Raw genomic sequence first — 20,606 nt, forward strand, 5'->3', positions numbered from 1 at the left:
TTGATCCATGTCACGAGTTGGCAAAAGGCCTGTGGCGGTGCCGTCCGGTGTGACCGCGACCGTCGATGGGCAGACCGTCAAGATGAAGGGCCCGAAGGGCCAGCTTCAGTTCGTCGTCCATGACGACGTCGAGGTGAAGCTCGAGAGCGGCCAGATCAAGGTCAAGCCGCGGGCTGAGACCAATCGCGCGCGGGCGCTGTATGGCACCGCTCGCGCCCAGGTCGCGAATCTGGTCGAAGGCGTCACCAAGGGCTTCGAGAAGAAGCTTGAGATCACCGGCGTCGGTTACCGCGCCGCGATGCAGGGCAAGAACCTGCAGCTCGCGCTCGGTTACAGCCACGACGTGATCTACGCGATCCCGGAAGGGATCACGATCGCCGTGCCGAAGCCGACCGAAATCACGGTGTCGGGCAGCGACATTCAGCGCGTCGGCCAGGTTGCCGCCGAGATCCGCTCCTATCGTCCGCCGGAGCCCTACAAGGGCAAGGGCGTGAAGTATGTGGGCGAATTCATCTTCCGCAAGGAAGGCAAGAAGAAGTAACGGAGCCGGTCATGTCCAAAGCCAAGGTTACCAATGCCCGGCGCAAGCGGAGTGTGCGGCTGAAGCTGCGCCGCTCCGGTGGTGGTCGTCCGCGTCTGTCGGTGTTCCGCTCGTCCAAGCACATCTACGCCCAGGTCATCGACGACCTGAAGGGCGAGACGCTGGCCTCTGCCTCGTCGCTTGAGAAGTCGATGCGCGACGGCGGCAAGACCGGCGCCGACATCGATGCAGCGAAGGCGGTCGGCAAGCTGCTGGCCGAACGCGCCGCCGAGAAGGGCGTCAAGGAAGTCGTGTTCGATCGCGGCAGCTACCTCTACCACGGGCGCGTCAAGGCTCTCGCCGACGCTGCGCGTGAGAGCGGGCTGAGCTTCTAACAGAATTTGAGGATTGAGGCGCAAGCCTCTGAAGGATTGGAAAAATGGCAGAACGCGAACAACGTGGTGGACGCGATCAACGCGGCGGCGGGCGTGAACGCAAGGAGCGCGAGGAGCGCGACAGCGAGTTCGTCGACAAGCTCGTCCACATCAATCGCGTGGCCAAGGTCGTCAAGGGCGGCAAGCGCTTCGGTTTCGCTGCGCTGGTCGTGATCGGCGATCAGAAGGGCCGCGCCGGCTTCGGTCATGGCAAGGCGCGCGAAGTGCCCGAGGCGATCCGCAAGGCCACCGAGTCCGCCAAGCGCAACCTGACCCGCGTGTCGCTGCGCGAGGGTCGTACGCTGCATCACGACATCGCCGGCCGTCATGGCGCTGGCCGCGTCTACCTGCGTGCAGCTCCGGCCGGTACCGGCATCATCGCCGGTGGCCCGATGCGCGCCGTGTTCGAGACGCTCGGCGTCCAGGACGTGGTGGCGAAGTCGATCGGCTCGTCGAACCCGTACAACATGGTTCGCGCGACCTTCGATGCGCTGAAGCACCAGGACTCACCGCGTTCGGTCGCGGCGCGCCGCAACATCAAGGTGTCCACCCTCCAGGGTCGTCGCATCGGCGGCGATGCCGAGGCGGCGGCTGACTAACCAACGCTTTTCGGAGTAGACCACGATGGCCAAGGCCGCAAAGACGATCAAGCTCGAGCAGACCGGCAGCGCGATCCGCCGCCATCACTCGCAGCGTTCGACGCTGATCGGGCTCAAGCTCAACAAGATCGGCCGCGTCAGCGAACTGCCGGACACCCCGGCCGTCCGCGGCATGATCGAAAAGGTTCACCATCTCGTTCGCATCGTCGACGAGAAGTAAAATTGCGCGCATGATCCCAAAGGGCGGATCCCGGTTTTCGGACCAGATCATGCGCAAAACACAAGGAGCAGGGCGATGAAGCTCAGCGATATCGCCGACAACGCCGGCTCGCGCAAGAAGCGCATGCGCGTCGGCCGTGGCATCGGTTCGGGCAAGGGCAAGCAGTCCGGCCGCGGCGGCAAGGGCCAGACCGCGCGTTCGGGCGTGCGCATCAAGGGTTTCGAGGGCGGCCAGATGCCGATGCATCGCCGTCTGCCCAAGCGCGGCTTCAACAACATCTTCCGCGTTGAGTACGCCGAGATCAATCTCGACCGTCTCCAGGATGCGGTCGATGCCAAGAAGCTCGACACTGGCAGCGTCGTCAACGTCGAGGCGCTGGTGAAGGCAGGCGTGCTGCGTCGCGCCAAGGCCGGCCTGCGGCTGCTCGGCCGCGGCGAGCTCAAGGCCAAGCTGAACATCGAAGTCCACGGCGCCACCAAGTCCGCGATCGAAGCGGTCGAGAAGGCCGGTGGTTCGGTGAAGATCCTCGCCCCTGCCAAGGAAGAAGGCGAGGCGGCGTAACAAACGCGTCATTGGCCCGCGCCTCGCGGGCCTTTTTCGCATGCGGGACGATGGACTTATCGAAGCCGAAGCCCCAGATAATGTCCGGCGTCCGCTAGAATAGCCCGGCCGCGGGTATGACGGCGCAAAAGGCGGCGGGAGAAAGTCCAATATGGCCTCTGCAGCGGAACAACTGGCAGCCAACCTCAATTTCGGCGCGTTCGCCAAGGCCGACGAACTGAAGAAGCGCATCTGGTTCACGCTGGGTGCGCTGCTCGTTTATCGGCTCGGCACCTACATCCCGCTGCCCGGCATCGATCCCAACATCTGGGAGCAGGTGTTCAAGTCGCAGGCGGGCGGCATCCTCGGCATGTTCAACATGTTCGCCGGCGGCGGTATCCATCGCATGGCGATCTTCGCGCTGAACATCATGCCGTACATCTCGGCCTCGATCATCATTCAGCTCCTGACCACCGTCTCGCCGCAGCTCGAGGCGCTGAAGAAGGAAGGTGAGGCGGGCCGCAAGACGCTGAACCAGTACACCCGCTATCTGACGGTGATCCTGGCCGCGTTCCAGTCCTACGGCATCGCGGTCGGTCTCGAAGGCGCCGGCAACGTCGTCAGCGATCCCGGCATGTTCTTCCGTCTTTCCACCGCGATCACGCTGACCGGCGGCACCATGTTCCTGATGTGGCTGGGCGAGCAGATCACCTCGCGCGGTATCGGCAACGGTATCTCGCTGATCATTCTCTCCGGCATCGTTGCCGAGCTGCCGGCGGCGCTCGCCAACATGCTCGAGCTTGGCCGTCAGGGTGCGATGTCGACCGGCCTGATCCTGGTCGTGATCGTGATGGCGGTCGCTGTGATCGCCTTCATCGTGTTCATGGAGCGTGCCCAGCGCCGGCTGCTGATCCAGTATCCGAAGCGCCAGGTAGGCAACAAGATGTTCGAGGGCCAGTCCTCGCATCTGCCGCTCAAGCTCAACACCTCGGGCGTGATTCCGCCGATCTTCGCGTCCTCGCTGCTGCTGCTGCCGACCACGGTTGCGAACTTCAACGCCGGCAAGGGGCCGGAATGGTTCCAGTGGATCACCACCCAGCTCGGCCACGGCCGTCCGCTGTTTCTGATCCTCTATCTCGCGCTGATCGTGTTCTTCGCCTTCTTCTACACCGCGATCGTGTTCAACCCGACCGAGACCGCCGACAATCTGAAGAAGCACGGCGGCTTCGTCCCGGGTATCCGCCCCGGCGAGCGCACGGCCGAATATATCGACTACGTGCTGTCGCGCATCACCGTGCTGGGTGCGATCTACCTGGCGATCGTCTGCTTGATCCCGGAGATCCTGATCTCCTACGCCTCGGTGCCGTTCTATTTCGGCGGCACCTCGTTGCTGATCGTTGTCAGTGTCACCATGGACACGGTGGCGCAGGTGCAGGGCTATCTGCTGGCTCATCAGTACGAAGGCCTGATCCGCAAGTCGAAGCTGCGGGGCCGCCGCAGGTAGCGCGCACCGCAAGATGACGAACGAGCTCGCGCGCCGCATCGCTATCACGATCGGCGCGCTTCTCGTTTATAGGCTCGGAACGCACATCCCGGTCACCGGCGTCTGGACGTCGATGGGCGCACTGCCGCCGGGCGCATTTGCCCGGTTGTCGATCTTCTCTCTTGGTCTCATCCCCTATCTGAGCGCGGCGATCTTCATTCGATTGCTGTCGCTGGTCTGGAAACGGCTCAGCGCGATCGAGCGCTCCAGCGAGCGCGGCCGCACCAGCATCGCGCGCTACACGCTGCTTCTCACCCTGCTGCTCACCACGTTCCAGGCCTGGGGCATAGCGACGGCCATTCAGCGGATTCCGGAGATCGCCGCTGATTCCGGCGGCTGGTTCGTGCTCTCGACCGCAGTCTCGATGACGGGGGGCGTGTTCTTTCTGATCTGGCTCAGTGAGCAGATTACGCGCCGCGGCATCGGCAACGGCCTCGCGCTGATTCTCAGCGTGGCCATCATTCCTGACCTTCCGGGTGAGCTCGCCGCGATTCTCGACTTGGTGCGGCGTGGCGCGGTTTCCAGCAATCTCGTGCTGGGCCATGCGGCGCTTTGGATAGCGATGGTCGTGCTGATCGTCGTCGTCGAATCCGCGCGGCGGAATGTGCCGGTGCAATTTGCCGAGCGCCGCGTCGGTGAGCGCGTCCTTCTGTCGCGTGCGGTAGTGCTGCCGATCAAGATCAACAGCGCCGGTTATCTGGTGCCCAGCACAGTGGGGCCGTGGCTGATCTATTTGCCGCTCGCCTTTGCCGATTGGATCTTCACTGCCGATACGCCCTGGCTCAACGCGGTCTATCTGCATCTTCACTATGGCCGGCCGGCGCATCTCATCGTCGGATCGCTTGCCGTGTTCGTGCTCGCAATCGTCTACACGGCGTTTGTCGTCGATCCCGATAACGCCGCCGAATCGCTTGCCCGGCAGGGCGGGGTGATTCCCGGCGTCATGCCGGGTGAGGCCACCGCTGAATATCTCGACCGCGTGGTGTCGTCGACGACGCTGTTGGGTGCGGCCTATTTGACTGCGATTTCGCTGATTCCGGAGGTGTTCTTGGCCTACGGGAATGGGCTAGATTACAAAATGGGTGGTGGTGCAGCGCTGATTGTGGTTTGCACTATTCTCGACATTCAAACACAGGTGCGCGACCTATCGCTCACCAATCCGGGGGGCGTACGCCGATGAGAATTATACTTCTTGGACCGCCAGGGTCGGGCAAGGGGACCCAGGCGCAGCGACTGGTGCAGCGCTATGGCATCGTCCAGCTCTCGACCGGCGAGATGTTGCGCGCAGCCGTCGCGGCCGGAACGCCGGTCGGGCTCAAGGCCAAGGAGATCATGGCCAGCGGCGGTCTCGTCCCTGACGACATCGTGGTTGGAATCATCTCCGATCGGATCGACCAGCCGGACGCGAAGAATGGTTTCATCCTGGACGGATTCCCGCGCACTGTGCCGCAGGCCGAGGCGCTGGACGAGCTCCTGAAGCACAAGCACATGAAGCTCGACGCCGTGATCGAGTTGCGCGTCAACGAGAGTGCACTCTTGAGCCGCGTCGAGACCCGTGTCGCCCAGATGCGGGAGCGCGGGGAGGAGGTCCGGGTCGACGACACCCCGGAGGTCCTGACCAGGCGACTCGCCAGCTACCGCAGCCAGACGGAACCACTGATTCACTACTATTCCGAGCGCCGGAAGCTCTCGACCATCGACGGCATGATGGCCATCGACGAGGTCACCCGTGCCATCCACCGCCAGCTGCTGGCGCTGGGCGCGGTCGAGCCCAAGACCCATGCTCGTAGCGCGGCCAAGGCAGCGCCCGCCAAGAAGGGGGCCAAGAAGGCCAAGGTAGCCAAAAAGCCGGCGAAAACGGCCAAAAAGGCTGCCAAATCGGCGAAATCAGCCAAAAAGGCTGTGAAGGGCGCCAAGAAAGCGGCGAAGAAGGTTGCCAAGAAATCGGTCAAGAAGGCCGCCAAGACGGCAGTCAAAAAGGGTGCCAAAAAGGCCGCAAAAAAGGTCACGAAAAAGCGAGCCAAGCGCTAGCGGCGGTTGACGAAAGCCCCCTGAATCCCTTAATAAGCCCCGCATCCAAGTCGGATAGTTTCAAACGATGCCGGGCCCCAGGAAGACTAGGGGTGGGCGTCGTGTTCGCGTTTGTGAACACCTGCCCGAGAAACATAAGCACTTAAAGCCCGATTCCTGACGAGGGATCGGCAACAGGAGAGAAGGCCGTGGCCCGTATTGCCGGCGTGAACATTCCGACCAACAAGCGCGTGCTGATCGCGCTCCAGTACATCCATGGCATCGGCCAGAAGATCGCTGGTGAGATCCTCGAAAAGGTGAAGATCCCCGAGGATCGTCGCGTCAATCAGCTCAGCGATGCCGAAGTGCTCCAGATCCGCGAAGTCATTGACCGCGACTATCTCGTCGAGGGTGATCTGCGTCGTGAAGTCGGTATCAACATCAAGCGTCTGATGGACCTCGGCTGCTATCGCGGCCTGCGTCATCGTCGCGGTCTGCCGGTGCGCGGTCAGCGCACCCACACCAATGCGCGTACGCGCAAGGGTCCGGCCAAGGCCATCGCCGGCAAGAAGAAGTAAGTTTTCGAATCCAATCGCGGCGTGTGGCGATAGGGGAAACCCGTTCGCCACGCGCCTTTCGTTCCATCAGGTGTAGCCGCTGGCATTACGGCGGCGTTTGAGATCTCCAGGAAAGGTACTCTATGGGCAAGGAAGCCACCCGCGTTCGTCGTCGTGAGCGTAAGAACATCGCCTCCGGCGTCGCGCACGTGAACTCGTCCTTCAACAACACGACCATCACCATCACCGACGCACAGGGCAACACGATTGCCTGGTCTTCCGCCGGCACGATGGGCTTCAAGGGCTCGCGCAAGTCGACCCCGTATGCCGCGCAGGTCGCCGCTGAAGACGTGTCCAAGAAGGCGCAGGAACACGGCATGCGCACGCTGGAAGTCGAAGTCGCCGGTCCCGGTTCGGGCCGTGAGTCGGCGCTCCGCGCGCTGCAGGCCGCGGGCTTCACCGTCACCTCGATCCGCGACGTGACCACGATCCCGCACAACGGTTGCCGTCCGCGCAAGCGTCGGCGCGTCTGATACGAAGTTGCGGGCGCTGTGGTGCCCGCGATGCTTTTTTTAAGAAGCCGCGGGTTTGATCTGCGGCCTTTCTCCAACGCCAGTGTTTGAATTTTCAAATCGACTGGCCTGTATGGGTGAAACAGTGACGATCCAGAAAAATTGGCAAGAACTGATTCGGCCGAACAAGCTCCAGGTGCAGCCCGGCAGCGATTCCTCGCGTTTCGCGACCATCGTCGCCGAGCCGCTCGAGCGTGGTTTCGGCCAGACGCTCGGCAACGCGCTGCGCCGCATCCTGCTCTCCTCGCTCCAGGGCGCGGCGGTGCAGTCGGTGCACATCGACGGCGTGCTGCACGAGTTCTCCTCGATCGCTGGCGTCCGTGAGGACGTCACCGACATCGTGCTGAACATCAAGGACATCGCGATCAAGATGCAGGGCGAAGGCCCCAAGCGCATGGTCGTGAAGAAGTCGGGCCCGGGCACTGTCACAGCTGGCGACATCCAGACCGTCGGCGACGTCGTCGTGCTGAACCCGGACCTCCAGATCTGCACGCTCGACGAGGGCGCCGAGATCCGCATGGAGTTCACGGTCTCCACCGGCAAGGGCTACGTGCCGGCCGAGCGCAACCGTCCCGAGGACGCGCCGATCGGCCTGATCCCGGTCGACAGCCTGTACTCGCCGGTCCGCAAGGTCTCCTACAAGGTCGAGAACACCCGCGAGGGCCAGATCCTCGACTACGACAAGCTGACCATGACGATCGAGACCGACGGCGCGATCTCGCCGGATGACTCGGTGGCCTACGCCGCCCGCATCCTGCAGGATCAGCTCAACGTGTTCGTCAACTTCGAAGAGCCGCGCAAGGAAGTCGCCCAGGAAATCATCCCGGACCTCGCCTTCAACCCGGCCTTCCTCAAGAAGGTGGACGAGCTCGAGCTGTCGGTGCGTTCGGCCAACTGCTTGAAGAACGACAACATCGTCTACATCGGCGACCTCGTGCAGAAGAGCGAAGCGGAAATGCTCCGCACCCCGAACTTCGGTCGCAAGTCGCTGAACGAGATCAAGGAAGTGCTGGCCCAGATGGGTCTGCATCTCGGCATGGAAGTGCCGGGCTGGCCGCCGGAGAACATCGACGAGCTCGCCAAGCGCTTCGAGGATCACTACTGAGTATTTCCACAGTCGTGGCCGGAGTCATCCGGCCACGATTTTTATTGGGCGAACGCAGGCAGCCCACCTGAGCAACATGTCCGACGAACCGTCGCGGCAGTTTTAAGTAAGGACACCACACATGCGTCACGGCAAGGTTCATCGGAAGCTCAACCGCACGGCCGAGCACCGCCGCGCGATGTTCGCCAACATGGCGGCCGCGCTGATCAAGCACGAGCAGATCGTCACCACGCTGCCCAAGGCCAAGGAGCTTCGTCCGATCGTCGAGAAGCTCGTCACTCTCGGCAAGAAGGGCGGCCTCTCCATGCGCCGCCAGGCCATCTCCGAGATGCGCGACAAGGACCAGGTCAAGAAGCTGTTCGATGTTCTGGCGCCCCGCTACAAGGATCGCCAGGGCGGCTACACCCGCATCATCAAGGCCGGCTTCCGCTACGGCGACAACGCCGCGATGGCCGTGATCGAGTTCGTCGATCGCGACGTCGATGCCAAGGGCCAGGACTCAGGTCCGGTGCAGGCAAAGGAAGCCGAGGCGGCGTAAGCCGGACGGCATTTGAATTTTTTGAGAAAGCGGCGCCCTCGGGTGCCGCTTTTTTGTATCCCGCAGCCATTTCTCATGCTGCGCACGCGATGATTTTGACAGAACGTTTTGATTGGGGCTTCGATGAGGATCGCCTTTGGGATTGCGCTGGCGCTGCTGATATCGCCCGCTACAGCCGAGACGCTGGTCGAGCGCGGCGCCTATCTCGTTGGCAGCGTGATGGTCTGTAACAACTGCCACACGCCGCGTGGGCCCCAGGGCCTCGACATGACGCGCATGCTCTCGGGCGGCCAGACCTTTGACGAGCCCGCTTTCAAGGTCACCGCATCCAACATCACGCCCGATAAGGAGACCGGCATCGGCAGCTGGAGCGATGCCGAGCTGAAGCATTTCCTCGTCAGCGGCGTCAGGCCGAACGGATCGGCCGTTGCGCCGATCATGCCGACCATCTTCTACACGGTGCTCACGACCCGCGATCTCGATGCACTCACTGCCTACTTGCGCTCGGTGCCATCGGTGCATCGCGAGACGCCGGCGCCGGAATACAAGATCTCACTGAAGCCAGAAATGCCGACCTATGCGGGCAAGCAGGCGACCGAGGCGGAGCTGGCCGACAAGCTTGCCCGCGGCCGCTACCTCCTGACCATCGCCCATTGCCTCGAATGCCACACGCCGGAGGGCCGGTCCGTCGTGCACGACTTCGCTGATGCCAGCGGGAAGGGTGGACGCACCTTCAGAGGGCCGTGGGGCGAATCTGTCTCGCCCAACATCACCTCGGATCCTGCGGCCGGCATCGGGCAGTGGAGCGACGACGAAATCAAACGTGCGATTACGCAAGGCGTCGCGCGCGATGGTCGCAAGCTCAAGCCGCCGATGGCTTATGCTGGCTACGCCACCATGACGGCCCAGGATCTCGATGCCATCGTCGCGTTCGTCCGAACGCTACCGCCGAAAAGCTGAAACCTCACGCGTCGGTGAGGGACGATTGAAGCTGCGTGCGCAGCGCACGATATCTCCGTCAACAGCAATGGAGATTGACTGATGAAGATCGACCTTTCCGGAAAGACTGCTCTCGTCACCGGCTCGACCGCCGGCATCGGCCACGCCATCGCCAAGGGCCTCGCGGGCTCGGGTGCGAGCGTCGTGATCAATGGGCGCGGCCGGGACAAGGTCGATGCCGCTGTGCGCAAGCTGGAAGGGACGGGTAGCAAGGTGCGAGGCATCGCCGCCGACGTCTCGACCGCTGCTGGCTGCAAGGCGCTGGTGGCGGCACTGCCTGAGGTCGACATCCTCATCAACAACGCCGGCATCTTCGAGCCGAAGGGCTTCTTCGAGATTCCGGACGAGGATTGGAGCCGCTTCTTCGAGGTCAACGTGATGAGCGGCGTGCGGCTGTCGCGCGCCTACATGCAGGGCATGCTGAAGCGCAACTGGGGCCGCATCGTCTTCATCTCCTCCGAGTCCGGACTCAATATTCCCGCCGAGATGATTCACTACGGCATGAGCAAAACAGCCCAGCTCGCGGTCGCGCGTGGCCTCGCGCAGCTCACCCAGGGTACCAGCGTTACCGTGAACTCGGTGCTGCCTGGCCCGACCATGTCCGAGGGCGTCGAGACTTTCGTGAAGGATCTCGCCTGGCAAAACGGGCAATCGGTGGATGAAGCCGCCGCCAATTTCGTCAGGCAGCACCGCCCGAGCTCGCTGATCCAGCGTTTTGCCAGCGTCGACGAGATCGCCAACATGGTGGTCTATGTCGCCTCGAAGGAGGCATCCGCGACCAACGGCGCGGCGCTACGGGCAGAAGGCGGCATCGTCAACACTATCGCTTAAGCCGTCATCGGGCGTCGGGAGCGGGAGTTCCAGCCTAGCTGTTCTGCTCCCGCGCCCCTTTCATTCGTGGCGAGACTGGCTAAAACGGGCCACCATGCTCTGGCCCCTCTCGACCCGCCACAAGCGCCTGTTCAGGCTGACATCCGCGCGCTGGCAGCGGCGGGCGATCTTTCTGCTCGGCGGGATCGGGGTCGGCGCTGCAGCGGTGGCGCTGGCGCAGCTGGCCGATCTCGCGCAGCACGCCTTCGCGCTCCTGCTGGCCAAGTCGCGCTATGCCGTGCTGGCGGTGACGCCGCTCGGCTTCATGCTGTCGGCCTATATGACCATCCGTCTTTTTCCGAATGCGCAGGGCAGCGGCATCCCGCAGGCGATCGCCGCGCGCCATCTGACCGATCAGGCGGCGCGTGAGAGCCTGGTCTCCATCCGGATCGCGATCGGCAAGATGATCCTGACCCTGTTCGGGTTGCTGTGCGGCGGCTCTGTGGGGCGGGAAGGGCCGACCGTTCAGGTCGGCGCGTCCATCATGTTCGCGCTCGGTCGTGTCTCGCCGCGTCGCCAGCCTGGATTGATCCTGGCCGGTGCGGCTGCCGGCGTCGCCGCGGCCTTCAATACGCCGCTCGCCGGAATCGTCTTCGGCATCGAGGAGATGAGCCGAGCATTCGAGACCCGCACATCCAGCCTGATCATTGCCGCCGTCATCGCCGCCGGCCTGACGTCTCTCGCGCTGGCCGGCAATTACGCCTATTTCGGCAGCAGCGCGATGTCGCTGGCGCGTGGCGCCGACTGGCTGGCCGTTCCGGCCTGCGGCGTCGTCGGCGGCCTCGCCGGCGGCCTGTTCAGCCGTGTTGTCATCGCCATGGCGCGCGGTTTCAAGAACCCGCTCGGACGTGCGATCAAGGGCCACCCACTCTGGTTTGCTTTTGCCTGCGGCTTCGCCGTGGCGATTTGCGGCCTGGTGTCGGGCGATACAGTTTACGGCACGGGATACGTGCAGGTGAAAGAGGCGCTGGATCACGGCACCCCGCTGCCGCAGAACTTCGGCGTGCTCAAGCTGCTGGCGACGAGCTTCGCCGCGATCAGCGGCATACCGGGCGGCATCTTTTCGCCTTCGCTCGCCGTCGGCGCCGGCATCGGCAGCAACATCGCCGCGTTCTTCCACGACGCGCCGCTTGGTGCGATCATGCTGCTCCGCATGGTCTCGTATTTCGCCGGCGTCGTGCAGGCGCCGATCACCGCCTTCGTGATCGTGACCGAGATGACCGACAATCACGGCATGGTCGTGCCGCTGATGGCGGCCGCGCTGATCGCGCATTTCGTCTCGCGCATGATCTGCGAGGAGGGTATCTATCACGCGCTCGCGAAAGGCTTTGTCGAGCGGGCGACGCGTCCGCGCGAGGGGGAGGGAAGATGAGCCGTTTCTGGAGCAGCTTGACGCATGATTTGAAGCCCTACGTGCCGGGCGAACAGCCGCGCATGGCGGACCTGGTCAAGCTGAACACCAACGAGAATCCGGTCGGCCCGTCGCCGCGTGCGCTGGAGGCGATCCGCGACGCGGCAGCCGATACGCTGCGTCTGTATCCGGACCCGCAGGCAACCGCGCTGCGGGCAGCCCTGGCCGCCTATCACGGCGTGAGACCGGAGCAGGTGTTCGTCGGCAACGGCTCGGACGAGGTGCTGGCGCATACCTTCGTCGCGCTGCTGAAGCACGATGCACCGCTGCTGTTTCCCGATATCACCTACAGTTTCTATCCGGTCTATTGCCGTCTGTTCGGCATCGCCTATGAGACCGTGCCGCTCGATCAGGCCATGCAGATACGCATCGCGGATTATCGCCGGCCGGCCGGCGCGATCATCATCCCCAATCCGAACGCGCCGACGGGGATCGCGCTGTCGCGCGCCGAGATCGCGGCGCTCCTGCACGAGCATCCCGATATTCCCGTGGTCGTTGACGAGGCCTATGTCGACTTCGGCGCCGAGACCGCAATTCCGCTGGTCGCGTCCCGTCGCAATCTGCTGGTCGTGCAGACCATGTCCAAGTCGCGCGCGCTCGCCGGGCTTCGGGTCGGATATGCGATCGGCGATGCCGATCTGATCGATGCGCTGACGCGCGTGAAGGACAGCTTCAATTCATATCCGCTCGGCCGGCCGGCCCAGGCCGGCGCGATCGCGTCGATCGCGGACGAGGCCTATTTCCAACAGAGCCGCCTTTGCGTGATCGAGGGCAGGGAGCGGCTGACCCGCGGACTGAAAGCGGCCGGCTTCGACGTGCTGCCGTCTCTGGCCAACTTCGTCTTCGCGCGCCATCCCGCGTATGAGGGGGCCGCGCTTGCAGCGGCGCTACGCGAGCAGGCGGTGATCGTCCGCCACTTCTCAGCGCCTCGCATCTCGGATTTCTTGCGGATCACCGTCGGAACGGATGAGCAGATCGACCGGCTGCTGTCGGCGTTGGCTGAGATCGTGGGACAACACGAGAAATCGTAGGGTCGGCAAAGCGGCTTGTCCGCCGTAGCTCGAAGAGCGAAGGCGGAAGCGCGCCCACCATCTCTCGCGCCATTGCGAGGTGGTGGGCACGGCGCAAGGGCGCCTTTGCCCACCCTACCCACCTGCGATGTGGTCGCCTACCACCCCTCCAGCACGATCTTGCCGCGCGACTTGCCGCTCTCGAGCAGCGCGTGCGCGCGCTTGAGATTAGCCGCGTTGATGGTGCCGAAAGTCTGGTCGAGCGTGGTACGCAGCACGCCCTTGTCGATGAGATCGGCGACGTCGTTCAGCAAGTGATGTTGCGCGATCATGTCAGGCGTCTGGAACGAGGAGCGCGTGAACATCGATTCCCAGTGTACCGAGATCGCCTTGCCCTTGAACGTGCTCATGGCGAATTCCGGGGGATCGTCGATCAGGCCGAACTTTCCCTGCGGCGCCATGAACTCGGCGATGCTCTTGTAGTGCTGGTCGGTGAAGGTGAGGCTTGCCACCAGCGCGACCGGCGGCAGCTTCAGTTTCTCGATCTGCTCCTTCATCGGCTTGCCGTGATCGATCACCGCGTGCGCGCCGAGATCGAGGCACCATTTCTGTGACTCCGGCCGCGTCGCGGTCGCAACCACGGTGAGGCCGGTGAGGCGGCGGGCGAGCTGGATCAGGATCGAGCCGACACCGCCGGCGCCGCCGGTGATCAGGAGCGTGCGTGGATCGACGCTCTTGCCCGGGACTGCGCCGAGACGATCGAACAGCAATTCCCATGCGGTGATGGAGGTGAGGGGCAGGGCGGCGGCCTGCGCGAATGAGAGCGACTTCGGCCTGTTGCCGACGATGCGTTCGTCGACCAGATGGAATTCGGAATTGGTGCCCTGGCGCAGGATCGAGCCTGCGTAAAACACCTCGTCGCCCGGCTTGAACAGCGTGACGTCGGGGCCGACAGCATCGACGATGCCGGCGGCGTCATAGCCCAAGATCTTGGTCTCGCCCTCCGGCGGCGCGGCGCGCTTGCGCACCTTGTAATCGACCGGATTGGCCGAGATCGCCTTTACGGCGACGCGGATGTCGCGTCCTTTGGGCTCTGGTTTGGCAGTCTCGAAATCGATCAGCGCGTCCTGATCCTCGATCGGAAGCGACTTCTTGTAGCCGACGGCCTTCATGGCTGGTCTCCATCAGATGGCGTATTCGCCTGCCGCTCTTAACTGTCCCGCTAGCTCCAATTTGGCAAGTACTGTACGTTCGGGGATATAGTCCCTGTTTGGATACTATTGGGAAAACAAGCATGAAACGGCGCAATTTTGCCCGTCGCCCCGGCTGCTCGGTCGAGGCGACGCTGGATTTGATCGACGGCAAGTGGAAGGGCGTGATCCTCTATCATTTGCAGAGCGGCACCCAGCGCTTCGGCGAACTGCGCCGCATGATGCCGGGCATCACCCAGCGCATGCTGACCAAGCAGCTTCGCGCGCTGGAGGAGGACAAGCTGGTCATCCGCAAGGTCTATGCCGAGGTGCCGCCGCGCGTGGAGTATTGCCTCTCCGAGTTGGGGGAGAGCCTGCGGCCGGTGATCGATATTCTCAAAGCCTGGGGCGAGAGCCACCAGCAGCGGCTGTCCTGCGCGCCGCCGCCTGACGTGGTGAAGAAGCCAAAGCGCGCAGCGTAATATCCGGGAGCGGCGTGCCGCTCCCGGAAGGGATCGCCTAGAACGCGACCTGCGTGCGCATTGCGACCGCGTTGAACGTCGAGCCCGTGTTCACCGAGGAGGTCGCACTCGCCTGCTTGGAGATGTCGCCATGCAGGTAATCGAGCATGAAGCGGACGTTGTTGTTGACGTACCAGTTCAGCGCCGCGGTGTAGATGGTTTGCCGTCCGCCCGCGATGCCTGCGGCGGTCGCGAGCTGATCGTTCAAATTCATCGTGCTCACGCGTCCGGCGATTTCCCAGGCGCCCCAGCCGCCACCGGCCAGCGAGAAGGGATTGGCCGGCTTGATGCCACCATACGAGGCGCTCGCCGCGTTGTAGGCACGGCTCTCGCCGGTCAGCACGTAGCCGACCTGCGCGTAGCCGCCGTCGAATTTCAGGCTCGACGCGCCGAGCGGCGGCAGGCCCGTATTCGCCGTGCGGTCGACGTTGAACCAGTAATATTCGCCCTGCGCGATAAACGAGCCATAGGTCGCGGCCGCTTCGACGCCGTAGACCTGCGCGCCCGATACGTTGGCAATCGCACCGGTGGAAATCAACGTCGTGGGATCGATCCGCAGCTCGGGCCGGTCGCTGAGCGTTAGCGTCTGCGCCTGCGTCACCAGGTTGCGCGGCGGCTGGATCAGCCATTCCGCATCGGCGCCGACATGCACGGAGTAGCCGTTGCCGCTGACCGGGTTGCCGGCGATGCGGGCGACTGCGCCATATTGCTCGCTGCTTCCGGGCGGGGAGACGCTGGAGGCGGAGTGGATCGCGCCCGTGGTCGGTCCTGTAACGTAGGCGCCCATCCAGAGCTGGTCATTCCACCAGCGGGTGCCAACCGCCGAGCGGAAGTCACCGGCTGCGATGTTCTGCGCGATGATGCCGGCCGAGGCGCGCTCCATGAACATGATGTCGTTGGAGCTGGTGGATTCGTCGAGCGTCCAGGCAATATCCATGACGCCGGCTTCGACCGCCATCTTGCCGCCGAATGGCTTGAGGCCGGTATAGCTCAGATAGGCGTTTTCGATGCCCGACGTGCCGCCGCCCGGCAGGAAGCCGACAGCGGTGCCGCCGGCCGCGCCGGTGCCGCCAAAACCGTCGGCCGTGCCGCCGAAATCGTAGATCAGGGAGTAATTCCAGTCGCCGAAGAACTTGCCGACGATGCCGATACGCGCCCGGCGAACGTTCTCGCCGCTGTCGAGCTTTTGCGGCACGGTTGATGCCGTGTCGGGGCGGTAATTGTAGCCGCCGACATCCCAGTGCACGCGGCTCGTGATGGCAACGCAGTTCTGCTCGTCCGCGGTGCAGATGGTCGGCCGGTTATTCGGCATCGTCACCACGACGCCTGACGGGGCGACCGGACCCTTGACCGGAATGGCCGCGTTGGCGTTGGCGAGGGCAGCTTTCGCCTCCGAGCGCGCTTCAGCCTTGGCCTCGGCCTTGGCTTCCTGCCTGGCTTTCGCCGTGGCGGCCGTGTTCGCGGCGGTCTGGTTCTGGAGCTTGTCGAGCTTCTGCTCCAGCATCTTCAACTGCTGCTTCAGGAGTGCGATCTCCTGCTCGCTATTGCTGGCTGATTGAGCCTGGGCCTGTGAGGCCGCCAGCACGCCGGCGAGACCAATCGCCGTGGCTGCCATTCTTGTCCTGCTCATGTCGTGACTCCATCCTTTGACGAACTTCCCCAAGTCGCAACGGGAGAGCCTAAGAGTGATCGATGACTGCCCCGCGACGGCGCGCGCCCGGCTCTGCGGTTCCCACTGATGCCAATTCGCCGCAACCGAATCCGCCTGGCACGAGCATGCAGGATGATGCGCATCATGCCAATCCACCGCCCAAGTCAGATTGTGATTTCGCACGCCGGGCTTGCATGCCGGACACACCGGAAAGGGGCTGAATATTGCTCCCCGGCGCCCTTCTATTGGGAGGCGAACGCGCCTATATTCCGGCGTCTTTTCCAAGAGGTAGGAATGTTTCGATCGACCTGGATCGCCGTCGTCACGGCATTGTGCATAGGCTTTTCGGCCCACTTCAATCCGGCTGCGGCGCAAGACCGTCGCGTGCCCTCGTCACAGGCCGAGCTGCGGCTGTCCTATGCGCCGATCGTGCAGCGGGTGCAGCCGGCGGTCGTCAACGTTTATGCCGCCAAGGTGGTGCAGAACCGCAACCCGCTGCTGGACGACCCGATCTTCCGTCGTTTCTTCGGCGTGCCGGGCCAGCAGCAGGAGCAGGTGCAGCGGTCACTGGGCTCGGGCGTGATCGTCGATTCCTCCGGGCTCGTCGTCACCAACGTTCATGTTATCGAAGGCGCCGACCAGGTGAAGGTGTCGCTGTCGGACAAGCGCGAGTTCGAGGCCGAGATCGTCTTGAAGGACTCCCGCAGCGATCTCGCGGTGCTGCGTCTGAAGGATACAAAGGAGAAGTTTCCGGCGCTCGAATTCACCAATTCGGACGAGCTGATGGTCGGCGACGTCGTGATGGCGATCGGCAACCCCTTCGGCGTCGGCCAGACCGTGACCCATGGCATCATCTCGGCGCTAGCGCGTACGCAGGTCGGCATCACCGACTATCAGTTCTTCATCCAGACTGATGCTGCGATCAATCCCGGCAATTCCGGTGGCGCGCTGGTCGACATGAACGGCCGGCTCGCCGGCATCAACACTGCCATCTATTCGCGCTCCGGCGGCTCGCAGGGCATCGGCTTTGCGATCCCGGCCAATATGGTTCGGGTCGTCGTCGCCTCTGCCAAGAGTGGCGGCAAGGCGGTGAAGCGGCCATGGCTTGGCGCGAAGTTGCAGGCGGTGACGCCGGAGATCGCGGAGAGCCTCGGTCTGCGCTCGCCGACCGGTGCGCTGGTCGCGAGCGTCGTTGCCAATGGGCCTGCGGCGAAGGCCGGGTTGAAATCCTCCGACCTCATCACCGGGATCGACGGCCAGGCCGTGGACGATCCCAACGCGTTTGACTATCGCTTCGCCACCCGCCCGATCGGCGGGTCAGCGCAGATCGACCTGCAGCGCGGCGGCAAGCCGCTCAAGCTGACGATCGCGCTCGAGACTGCCCCCGATACCGGCCGCAACGAGCTCGTCGTCACCGCGCGCTCGCCGTTCCAGGGCGCGAAGGTCTCGACCATCACGCCGGCGGTCGCCGACGAGCTGCATCTCGACGCCGACACCGAAGGCGTCGTCATCACCGAGCTCGGTGATGACTCCCCGGCCGCCCAGGTCGGCTTCCAGAAGGGCGACATCATCCTGGCCGTCAACAACCAGAAGATCGGCAAGACCGGCGACCTCGAGAAGGTGGCAGGCGTCAGCCAGCGGCTCTGGCGCATCACGCTGGTGCGCGGCGGTCAGCAGATCAACGTCACGCTGGGCGGATGAGTCCGAAGCGACCACAGGAGACGCCAACTCTCTTTGCCGCGGCGGGGCTCGATCACGATGCCCCGCATCCGCTGCCCGACAGGCTGCGGCCGCGCGCGCTGTCGGAGGTCGTAGGCCAAGATCACATCCTCGGCCCTGATGGCGCACTGACGCGCATGCTGGAGACGCGCACGCTGGGCTCACTGGTGTTCTGGGGCCCGCCGGGCACCGGCAAGACCACGGTGGCGCGGCTGCTCGCGGATGCGACCGACCTGCATTTCGAGCAGATCTCGGCGGTCTTCTCGGGTGTAGCAGATTTGAAGAAGGCCTTCGATGCTGCGCGCGCGCGCCGCGAGATGGGCAAGGGCACGCTGCTGTTCGTCGACGAGGTGCACAGGTTCAACCGCGCCCAGCAGGATTCGTTTCTGCCCGTGATGGAAGACGGCACCGTCGTCATGGTCGGCGCCACCACGGAAAACCCGTCCTTCGAGCTCAACGCGGCGCTTTTGTCCCGCGCACGCGTCCTGGTGTTTCGCTCGCTCGATGCGGCCGCGATCGAAAAGCTGTTCGCGCATGCCGAGGCGGTCGAGGGCCGCAAGTTGCCGCTCGATGCCGAGGCGAGGGCGGCGCTGGTGCGCATGGCCGACGGCGATGGCAGAGCTTCGCTGACGCTCGCCGAAGAGGTCTGGCGCTCGGCGCGAGCCGACGAGATTTTCAATGCCGCGCAGCTGCAGGACATCCTGCAACGGCGTGCGCCAATCTACGACAAATCGGCGGATGGCCATTACAACCTGATCTCGGCCCTGCATAAATCGGTGCGCGGCTCCGATCCGGACGCCGCGCTGTATTATCTCGCGCGCATGCTGGACGCCGGCGAGGACCCGCTGTTCCTGGCGCGCCGCGTCGTGCGCATGGCGGTGGAGGATATCGGCCTTGCCGATCCGCAGGCGCTCGTCATCGCCAATGCCGCCAAGGACGCCTTCGACTTCCTCGGCCACCCCGAAGGCGAGCTCGCGATCGCGCAAGCGGTGGTCTATCTCGCCACAGCGCCGAAATCGAATGCGGTCTACACCGCGTTCGGCACGGCGATGCAGGTGGCAAAACAGGCTGGCTCGCTGCTGCCGCCAAAGCACATCCTGAACTCACCGACCAAGCTGATGAAATCGGAAGGCTACGGTTCAGGCTACGAATACGACCACGATGTCCCCGATGCCTTCTCCGGCCAAGACTACTTCCCGGAAGCCCTGGGCCGCCAGACCTTCTACGACCCGCCCGAGCGCGGCTTCGAGCGCGAGATCAGGAAGCGGCTGGATTATTGGGCCAAGCTGCGCAAGGAGCGGGGCGGCGCGGGCTAGAGGCGGCCATTTCGCCGTGACGGGAGCCGGCTTTTAGGGTACGCAGGCAACCATGAGCCGCCGCATCAAGAGAATGAACCCAAAGCCCCGTTCGCGTGACGAACGCGACGATTCGCGTCCATTCAAGGCGCGCAGCGCAAAGAAGGCTGGACCGCGGCCTGGGACCAAGCCCGGGGTAAAGCCGCCGCGCTTTGCGGCCGAGCGCGCAGAACGGCGTGCGCCCAAAGCTGCAATGGAAGAGCCGGCTGCGGCAAAGCCCGTCGAGGCGTTGCTGCCGACCAAGGTCCAGACCGTCAAGGTGACGGCTGACGAGAACAACATGCGCGTCGATCGCTTTCTGGAGGCGCGCTTTCCCGGCCTATCGTTCTCCCATATCCAGCGCGTCGTCCGCAAAGGCGAGCTGCGCGTCGACGGCAAGCGTGTCGACAGCAAGGACCGCCTGGAAGAGGGCCAGAGCGTCCGCATTCCGCCGCTGAAGCTCGACACACCGAAGGTTGCCGGCGAGCTCTCGGAGGCCGCACAGAAGACGCTCAAGGCGCTGAAGGAGATGACGATCTACGAGGACGACGACGTCCTCGTGCTGAACAAGCCCGCCGGCCTTGCCGTGCAGGGCGGCTCGGGCATGACGCGCCACATCGACCAGATGCTGGAGGTGATGCGCGATTCCAAGGGTCAGAAGCCGCGCCTCGTGCATCGCATCGATCGCGAGACGTCAGGCTGCCTGCTGATCGCGAAGACGCGCTTTGCCGCCTCGCATCTGACCGGCGCGTTCCGCTCGCGTTCGGCGCGCAAGGTCTATTGGGCATTGGTGCCGGGCCTGCCGAAGCCGAAGCAGGGCCGCATCTCGACTTTCCTTGCGAAAGAGGAGAGCGAGGACGACACCATCATGCGCATCGCGCAGCATGGCGACGAGGGCGCCAGTCACGCGGTGACCTATTACGCGGTGGTCGAGACCGCCGGCAACAAGCTGACCTGGGTGTCGCTGAAGCCGGTGACAGGCCGCACGCACCAGCTTCGCGCCCACATGGCCCATATCGGTCATCCCATCGTCGGCGATCCCAAATATTTCAACATCGAGAACTGGCAGTTGCCGGGCGGCCTGCAAAACCGGCTGCATCTGCTCGCGCGCCGCATCGTCATCCCGCATCCCCGCGGCGGCGTCATCGACGCCACTGCGCCACTGCCGCCGCACATGCAGCAGTCGTGGAATTTGCTCGGGCTCGACGCAAGCAGGTTCGATCCGATCGAGAACGCGCCGGAGGAGTAAGCCAGGCTGCTAAT

Annotated in this window: 22 protein-coding genes; 20 read left to right on the forward strand and 2 right to left on the reverse strand. The window is 64.0% G+C overall.

Annotation, left to right across the window (positions count from 1 at the left end; all coding sequences use genetic code 11):
* Nucleotides 1–7: 7 nt before the first annotated feature.
* The 16 genes from rplF (at nucleotide 8) to hisC (ending at nucleotide 12,949) form a co-directional block, all read left to right on the forward strand.
* Nucleotides 8–541, forward strand: a complete 534-nt coding sequence (rplF, locus tag L6639_RS11060; protein ID WP_237861445.1) for a 50S ribosomal protein L6 — start codon at nucleotides 8–10, stop codon at nucleotides 539–541.
* Between the two features lie 11 nt (nucleotides 542–552).
* On the forward strand, nucleotides 553–915 hold the full coding sequence (gene rplR / locus L6639_RS11065) for a 50S ribosomal protein L18 (protein ID WP_007603036.1): 363 nt from the start codon (nucleotides 553–555) through the stop codon (nucleotides 913–915).
* A gap of 44 nt (nucleotides 916–959) precedes the next feature.
* Nucleotides 960–1,553: a 30S ribosomal protein S5 gene (rpsE, locus tag L6639_RS11070; protein WP_057745465.1), complete on the forward strand. Its 594-nt coding sequence runs from the start codon at nucleotides 960–962 to the stop codon at nucleotides 1,551–1,553.
* A 25-nt stretch (nucleotides 1,554–1,578) separates the two neighbouring features.
* Nucleotides 1,579–1,773 (forward strand): 50S ribosomal protein L30, encoded by a 195-nt coding sequence (gene rpmD, locus L6639_RS11075; RefSeq protein WP_063682061.1) that lies wholly within the window; start codon nucleotides 1,579–1,581, stop codon nucleotides 1,771–1,773.
* A gap of 75 nt (nucleotides 1,774–1,848) precedes the next feature.
* Entirely contained in the window at nucleotides 1,849–2,334 is a 486-nt protein-coding gene (gene rplO, locus L6639_RS11080) for a 50S ribosomal protein L15 (RefSeq protein ID WP_128951226.1), read from the forward strand.
* A gap of 151 nt (nucleotides 2,335–2,485) precedes the next feature.
* Complete coding sequence (gene secY, locus L6639_RS11085; protein WP_237861446.1) at nucleotides 2,486–3,817, forward strand: preprotein translocase subunit SecY; 1,332 nt, start codon at nucleotides 2,486–2,488, stop codon at nucleotides 3,815–3,817.
* A gap of 13 nt (nucleotides 3,818–3,830) precedes the next feature.
* Entirely contained in the window at nucleotides 3,831–5,036 is a 1,206-nt protein-coding gene (locus L6639_RS11090; protein WP_276576231.1) for a preprotein translocase subunit SecY, read from the forward strand.
* Nucleotides 5,033–5,887, forward strand: coding sequence for an adenylate kinase (locus L6639_RS11095; protein ID WP_237861450.1), 855 nt, complete (start codon nucleotides 5,033–5,035; stop codon nucleotides 5,885–5,887). The genes L6639_RS11090 and L6639_RS11095 overlap by 4 nt, the downstream gene beginning before the upstream one ends.
* Nucleotides 5,888–6,075: 188 nt before the next feature.
* Complete coding sequence (gene rpsM, locus L6639_RS11100; protein ID WP_014494511.1) at nucleotides 6,076–6,444, forward strand: 30S ribosomal protein S13; 369 nt, start codon at nucleotides 6,076–6,078, stop codon at nucleotides 6,442–6,444.
* 122 nt (nucleotides 6,445–6,566) lie between these two features.
* A complete protein-coding gene (rpsK, locus tag L6639_RS11105) occupies nucleotides 6,567–6,956 on the forward strand; it encodes a 30S ribosomal protein S11 (protein ID WP_007603045.1) in 390 nt (129 codons plus the stop codon).
* A gap of 112 nt (nucleotides 6,957–7,068) precedes the next feature.
* The gene (locus L6639_RS11110; protein ID WP_237861451.1) at nucleotides 7,069–8,100 is read left to right on the forward strand and encodes a DNA-directed RNA polymerase subunit alpha; all 1,032 of its coding nucleotides are present in this window, start codon (nucleotides 7,069–7,071) and stop codon (nucleotides 8,098–8,100) included.
* Between the two features lie 121 nt (nucleotides 8,101–8,221).
* Complete coding sequence (rplQ, locus tag L6639_RS11115) at nucleotides 8,222–8,638, forward strand: 50S ribosomal protein L17 (protein WP_057745449.1); 417 nt, start codon at nucleotides 8,222–8,224, stop codon at nucleotides 8,636–8,638.
* A 123-nt stretch (nucleotides 8,639–8,761) separates the two neighbouring features.
* A complete protein-coding gene (locus tag L6639_RS11120) occupies nucleotides 8,762–9,598 on the forward strand; it encodes a c-type cytochrome (protein WP_237861452.1) in 837 nt (278 codons plus the stop codon).
* Nucleotides 9,599–9,679: 81 nt separating this feature from the next.
* On the forward strand, nucleotides 9,680–10,468 hold the full coding sequence (locus L6639_RS11125; protein WP_237861453.1) for an SDR family NAD(P)-dependent oxidoreductase: 789 nt from the start codon (nucleotides 9,680–9,682) through the stop codon (nucleotides 10,466–10,468).
* A 94-nt stretch (nucleotides 10,469–10,562) separates the two neighbouring features.
* Nucleotides 10,563–11,879: a chloride channel protein gene (locus L6639_RS11130; protein WP_237861454.1), complete on the forward strand. Its 1,317-nt coding sequence runs from the start codon at nucleotides 10,563–10,565 to the stop codon at nucleotides 11,877–11,879.
* The gene (gene hisC / locus L6639_RS11135) at nucleotides 11,876–12,949 is read left to right on the forward strand and encodes a histidinol-phosphate transaminase (protein WP_237861455.1); all 1,074 of its coding nucleotides are present in this window, start codon (nucleotides 11,876–11,878) and stop codon (nucleotides 12,947–12,949) included. The genes L6639_RS11130 and hisC overlap by 4 nt, the downstream gene beginning before the upstream one ends.
* A gap of 137 nt (nucleotides 12,950–13,086) precedes the next feature.
* Here the strand turns inward: hisC and L6639_RS11140 are convergent, their stop codons facing one another.
* Entirely contained in the window at nucleotides 13,087–14,100 is a 1,014-nt protein-coding gene (locus tag L6639_RS11140) for a zinc-binding alcohol dehydrogenase family protein (protein ID WP_237861456.1), read from the reverse strand.
* Between the two features lie 122 nt (nucleotides 14,101–14,222).
* Between L6639_RS11140 and L6639_RS11145 the strand changes: the two genes are divergently transcribed.
* The gene (locus tag L6639_RS11145) at nucleotides 14,223–14,600 is read left to right on the forward strand and encodes a winged helix-turn-helix transcriptional regulator (protein WP_237861457.1); all 378 of its coding nucleotides are present in this window, start codon (nucleotides 14,223–14,225) and stop codon (nucleotides 14,598–14,600) included.
* A gap of 37 nt (nucleotides 14,601–14,637) precedes the next feature.
* Here the strand turns inward: L6639_RS11145 and L6639_RS11150 are convergent, their stop codons facing one another.
* Nucleotides 14,638–16,269, reverse strand: a complete 1,632-nt coding sequence (locus L6639_RS11150; protein WP_237861459.1) for an OprO/OprP family phosphate-selective porin — start codon at nucleotides 16,267–16,269, stop codon at nucleotides 14,638–14,640.
* Nucleotides 16,270–16,584: 315 nt separating this feature from the next.
* Here L6639_RS11150 and L6639_RS11155 point away from each other — a divergent pair, with 315 nt between their 5' ends.
* Genes L6639_RS11155 through L6639_RS11165 form a run of 3 tightly spaced genes read left to right on the forward strand, consistent with a single transcriptional unit; the run spans nucleotide 16,585 to nucleotide 20,592 of the window.
* The gene (locus L6639_RS11155; protein ID WP_237861460.1) at nucleotides 16,585–17,991 is read left to right on the forward strand and encodes a DegQ family serine endoprotease; all 1,407 of its coding nucleotides are present in this window, start codon (nucleotides 16,585–16,587) and stop codon (nucleotides 17,989–17,991) included.
* Nucleotides 17,988–19,325, forward strand: coding sequence for a replication-associated recombination protein A (locus L6639_RS11160; RefSeq protein ID WP_237861461.1), 1,338 nt, complete (start codon nucleotides 17,988–17,990; stop codon nucleotides 19,323–19,325). Before L6639_RS11155 ends, L6639_RS11160 begins: the two co-directional genes overlap by 4 nt.
* Nucleotides 19,326–19,377: 52 nt before the next feature.
* The gene (locus tag L6639_RS11165) at nucleotides 19,378–20,592 is read left to right on the forward strand and encodes an RluA family pseudouridine synthase (RefSeq protein ID WP_237861462.1); all 1,215 of its coding nucleotides are present in this window, start codon (nucleotides 19,378–19,380) and stop codon (nucleotides 20,590–20,592) included.
* Nucleotides 20,593–20,606: the final 14 nt, after the last annotated feature.

The organism is Bradyrhizobium zhengyangense (genome assembly GCF_022012555.1).
GTDB classification, from domain to species: Bacteria; Pseudomonadota; Alphaproteobacteria; order Rhizobiales; family Xanthobacteraceae; genus Bradyrhizobium; species Bradyrhizobium zhengyangense.

Bases quoted from the DNA above. Each gene is read 5' to 3' on its own strand.
- L6639_RS11160 (WP_237861461.1), top strand. From the start codon at position 17,988: ATGAGTCCGAAGCGACCACAGGAGACGCCAACTCTCTTTGCCGCGGCG.
- L6639_RS11155 (WP_237861460.1), top strand. From the start codon at position 16,585: ATGTTTCGATCGACCTGGATCGCCGTCGTCACGGCATTGTGCATAGGC.
- L6639_RS11120 (WP_237861452.1), top strand. From the start codon at position 8,762: ATGAGGATCGCCTTTGGGATTGCGCTGGCGCTGCTGATATCGCCCGCT.
- L6639_RS11130 (WP_237861454.1), top strand. From the start codon at position 10,563: ATGCTCTGGCCCCTCTCGACCCGCCACAAGCGCCTGTTCAGGCTGACA.
- rpsE (WP_057745465.1), top strand. From the start codon at position 960: ATGGCAGAACGCGAACAACGTGGTGGACGCGATCAACGCGGCGGCGGG.
- L6639_RS11165 (WP_237861462.1), top strand. From the start codon at position 19,378: ATGAGCCGCCGCATCAAGAGAATGAACCCAAAGCCCCGTTCGCGTGAC.
- rplO (WP_128951226.1), top strand. From the start codon at position 1,849: ATGAAGCTCAGCGATATCGCCGACAACGCCGGCTCGCGCAAGAAGCGC.
- rpsK (WP_007603045.1), top strand. From the start codon at position 6,567: ATGGGCAAGGAAGCCACCCGCGTTCGTCGTCGTGAGCGTAAGAACATC.
- rplR (WP_007603036.1), top strand. From the start codon at position 553: ATGTCCAAAGCCAAGGTTACCAATGCCCGGCGCAAGCGGAGTGTGCGG.
- L6639_RS11150 (WP_237861459.1), bottom strand. From the start codon at position 16,269: ATGAGCAGGACAAGAATGGCAGCCACGGCGATTGGTCTCGCCGGCGTG.
- rplF (WP_237861445.1), top strand. From the start codon at position 8: ATGTCACGAGTTGGCAAAAGGCCTGTGGCGGTGCCGTCCGGTGTGACC.
- rpmD (WP_063682061.1), top strand. From the start codon at position 1,579: ATGGCCAAGGCCGCAAAGACGATCAAGCTCGAGCAGACCGGCAGCGCG.
- L6639_RS11110 (WP_237861451.1), top strand. From the start codon at position 7,069: ATGGGTGAAACAGTGACGATCCAGAAAAATTGGCAAGAACTGATTCGG.
- hisC (WP_237861455.1), top strand. From the start codon at position 11,876: ATGAGCCGTTTCTGGAGCAGCTTGACGCATGATTTGAAGCCCTACGTG.
- L6639_RS11125 (WP_237861453.1), top strand. From the start codon at position 9,680: ATGAAGATCGACCTTTCCGGAAAGACTGCTCTCGTCACCGGCTCGACC.
- L6639_RS11140 (WP_237861456.1), bottom strand. From the start codon at position 14,100: ATGAAGGCCGTCGGCTACAAGAAGTCGCTTCCGATCGAGGATCAGGAC.
- L6639_RS11090 (WP_276576231.1), top strand. From the start codon at position 3,831: ATGACGAACGAGCTCGCGCGCCGCATCGCTATCACGATCGGCGCGCTT.
- L6639_RS11145 (WP_237861457.1), top strand. From the start codon at position 14,223: ATGAAACGGCGCAATTTTGCCCGTCGCCCCGGCTGCTCGGTCGAGGCG.
- L6639_RS11095 (WP_237861450.1), top strand. From the start codon at position 5,033: ATGAGAATTATACTTCTTGGACCGCCAGGGTCGGGCAAGGGGACCCAG.
- rplQ (WP_057745449.1), top strand. From the start codon at position 8,222: ATGCGTCACGGCAAGGTTCATCGGAAGCTCAACCGCACGGCCGAGCAC.
- secY (WP_237861446.1), top strand. From the start codon at position 2,486: ATGGCCTCTGCAGCGGAACAACTGGCAGCCAACCTCAATTTCGGCGCG.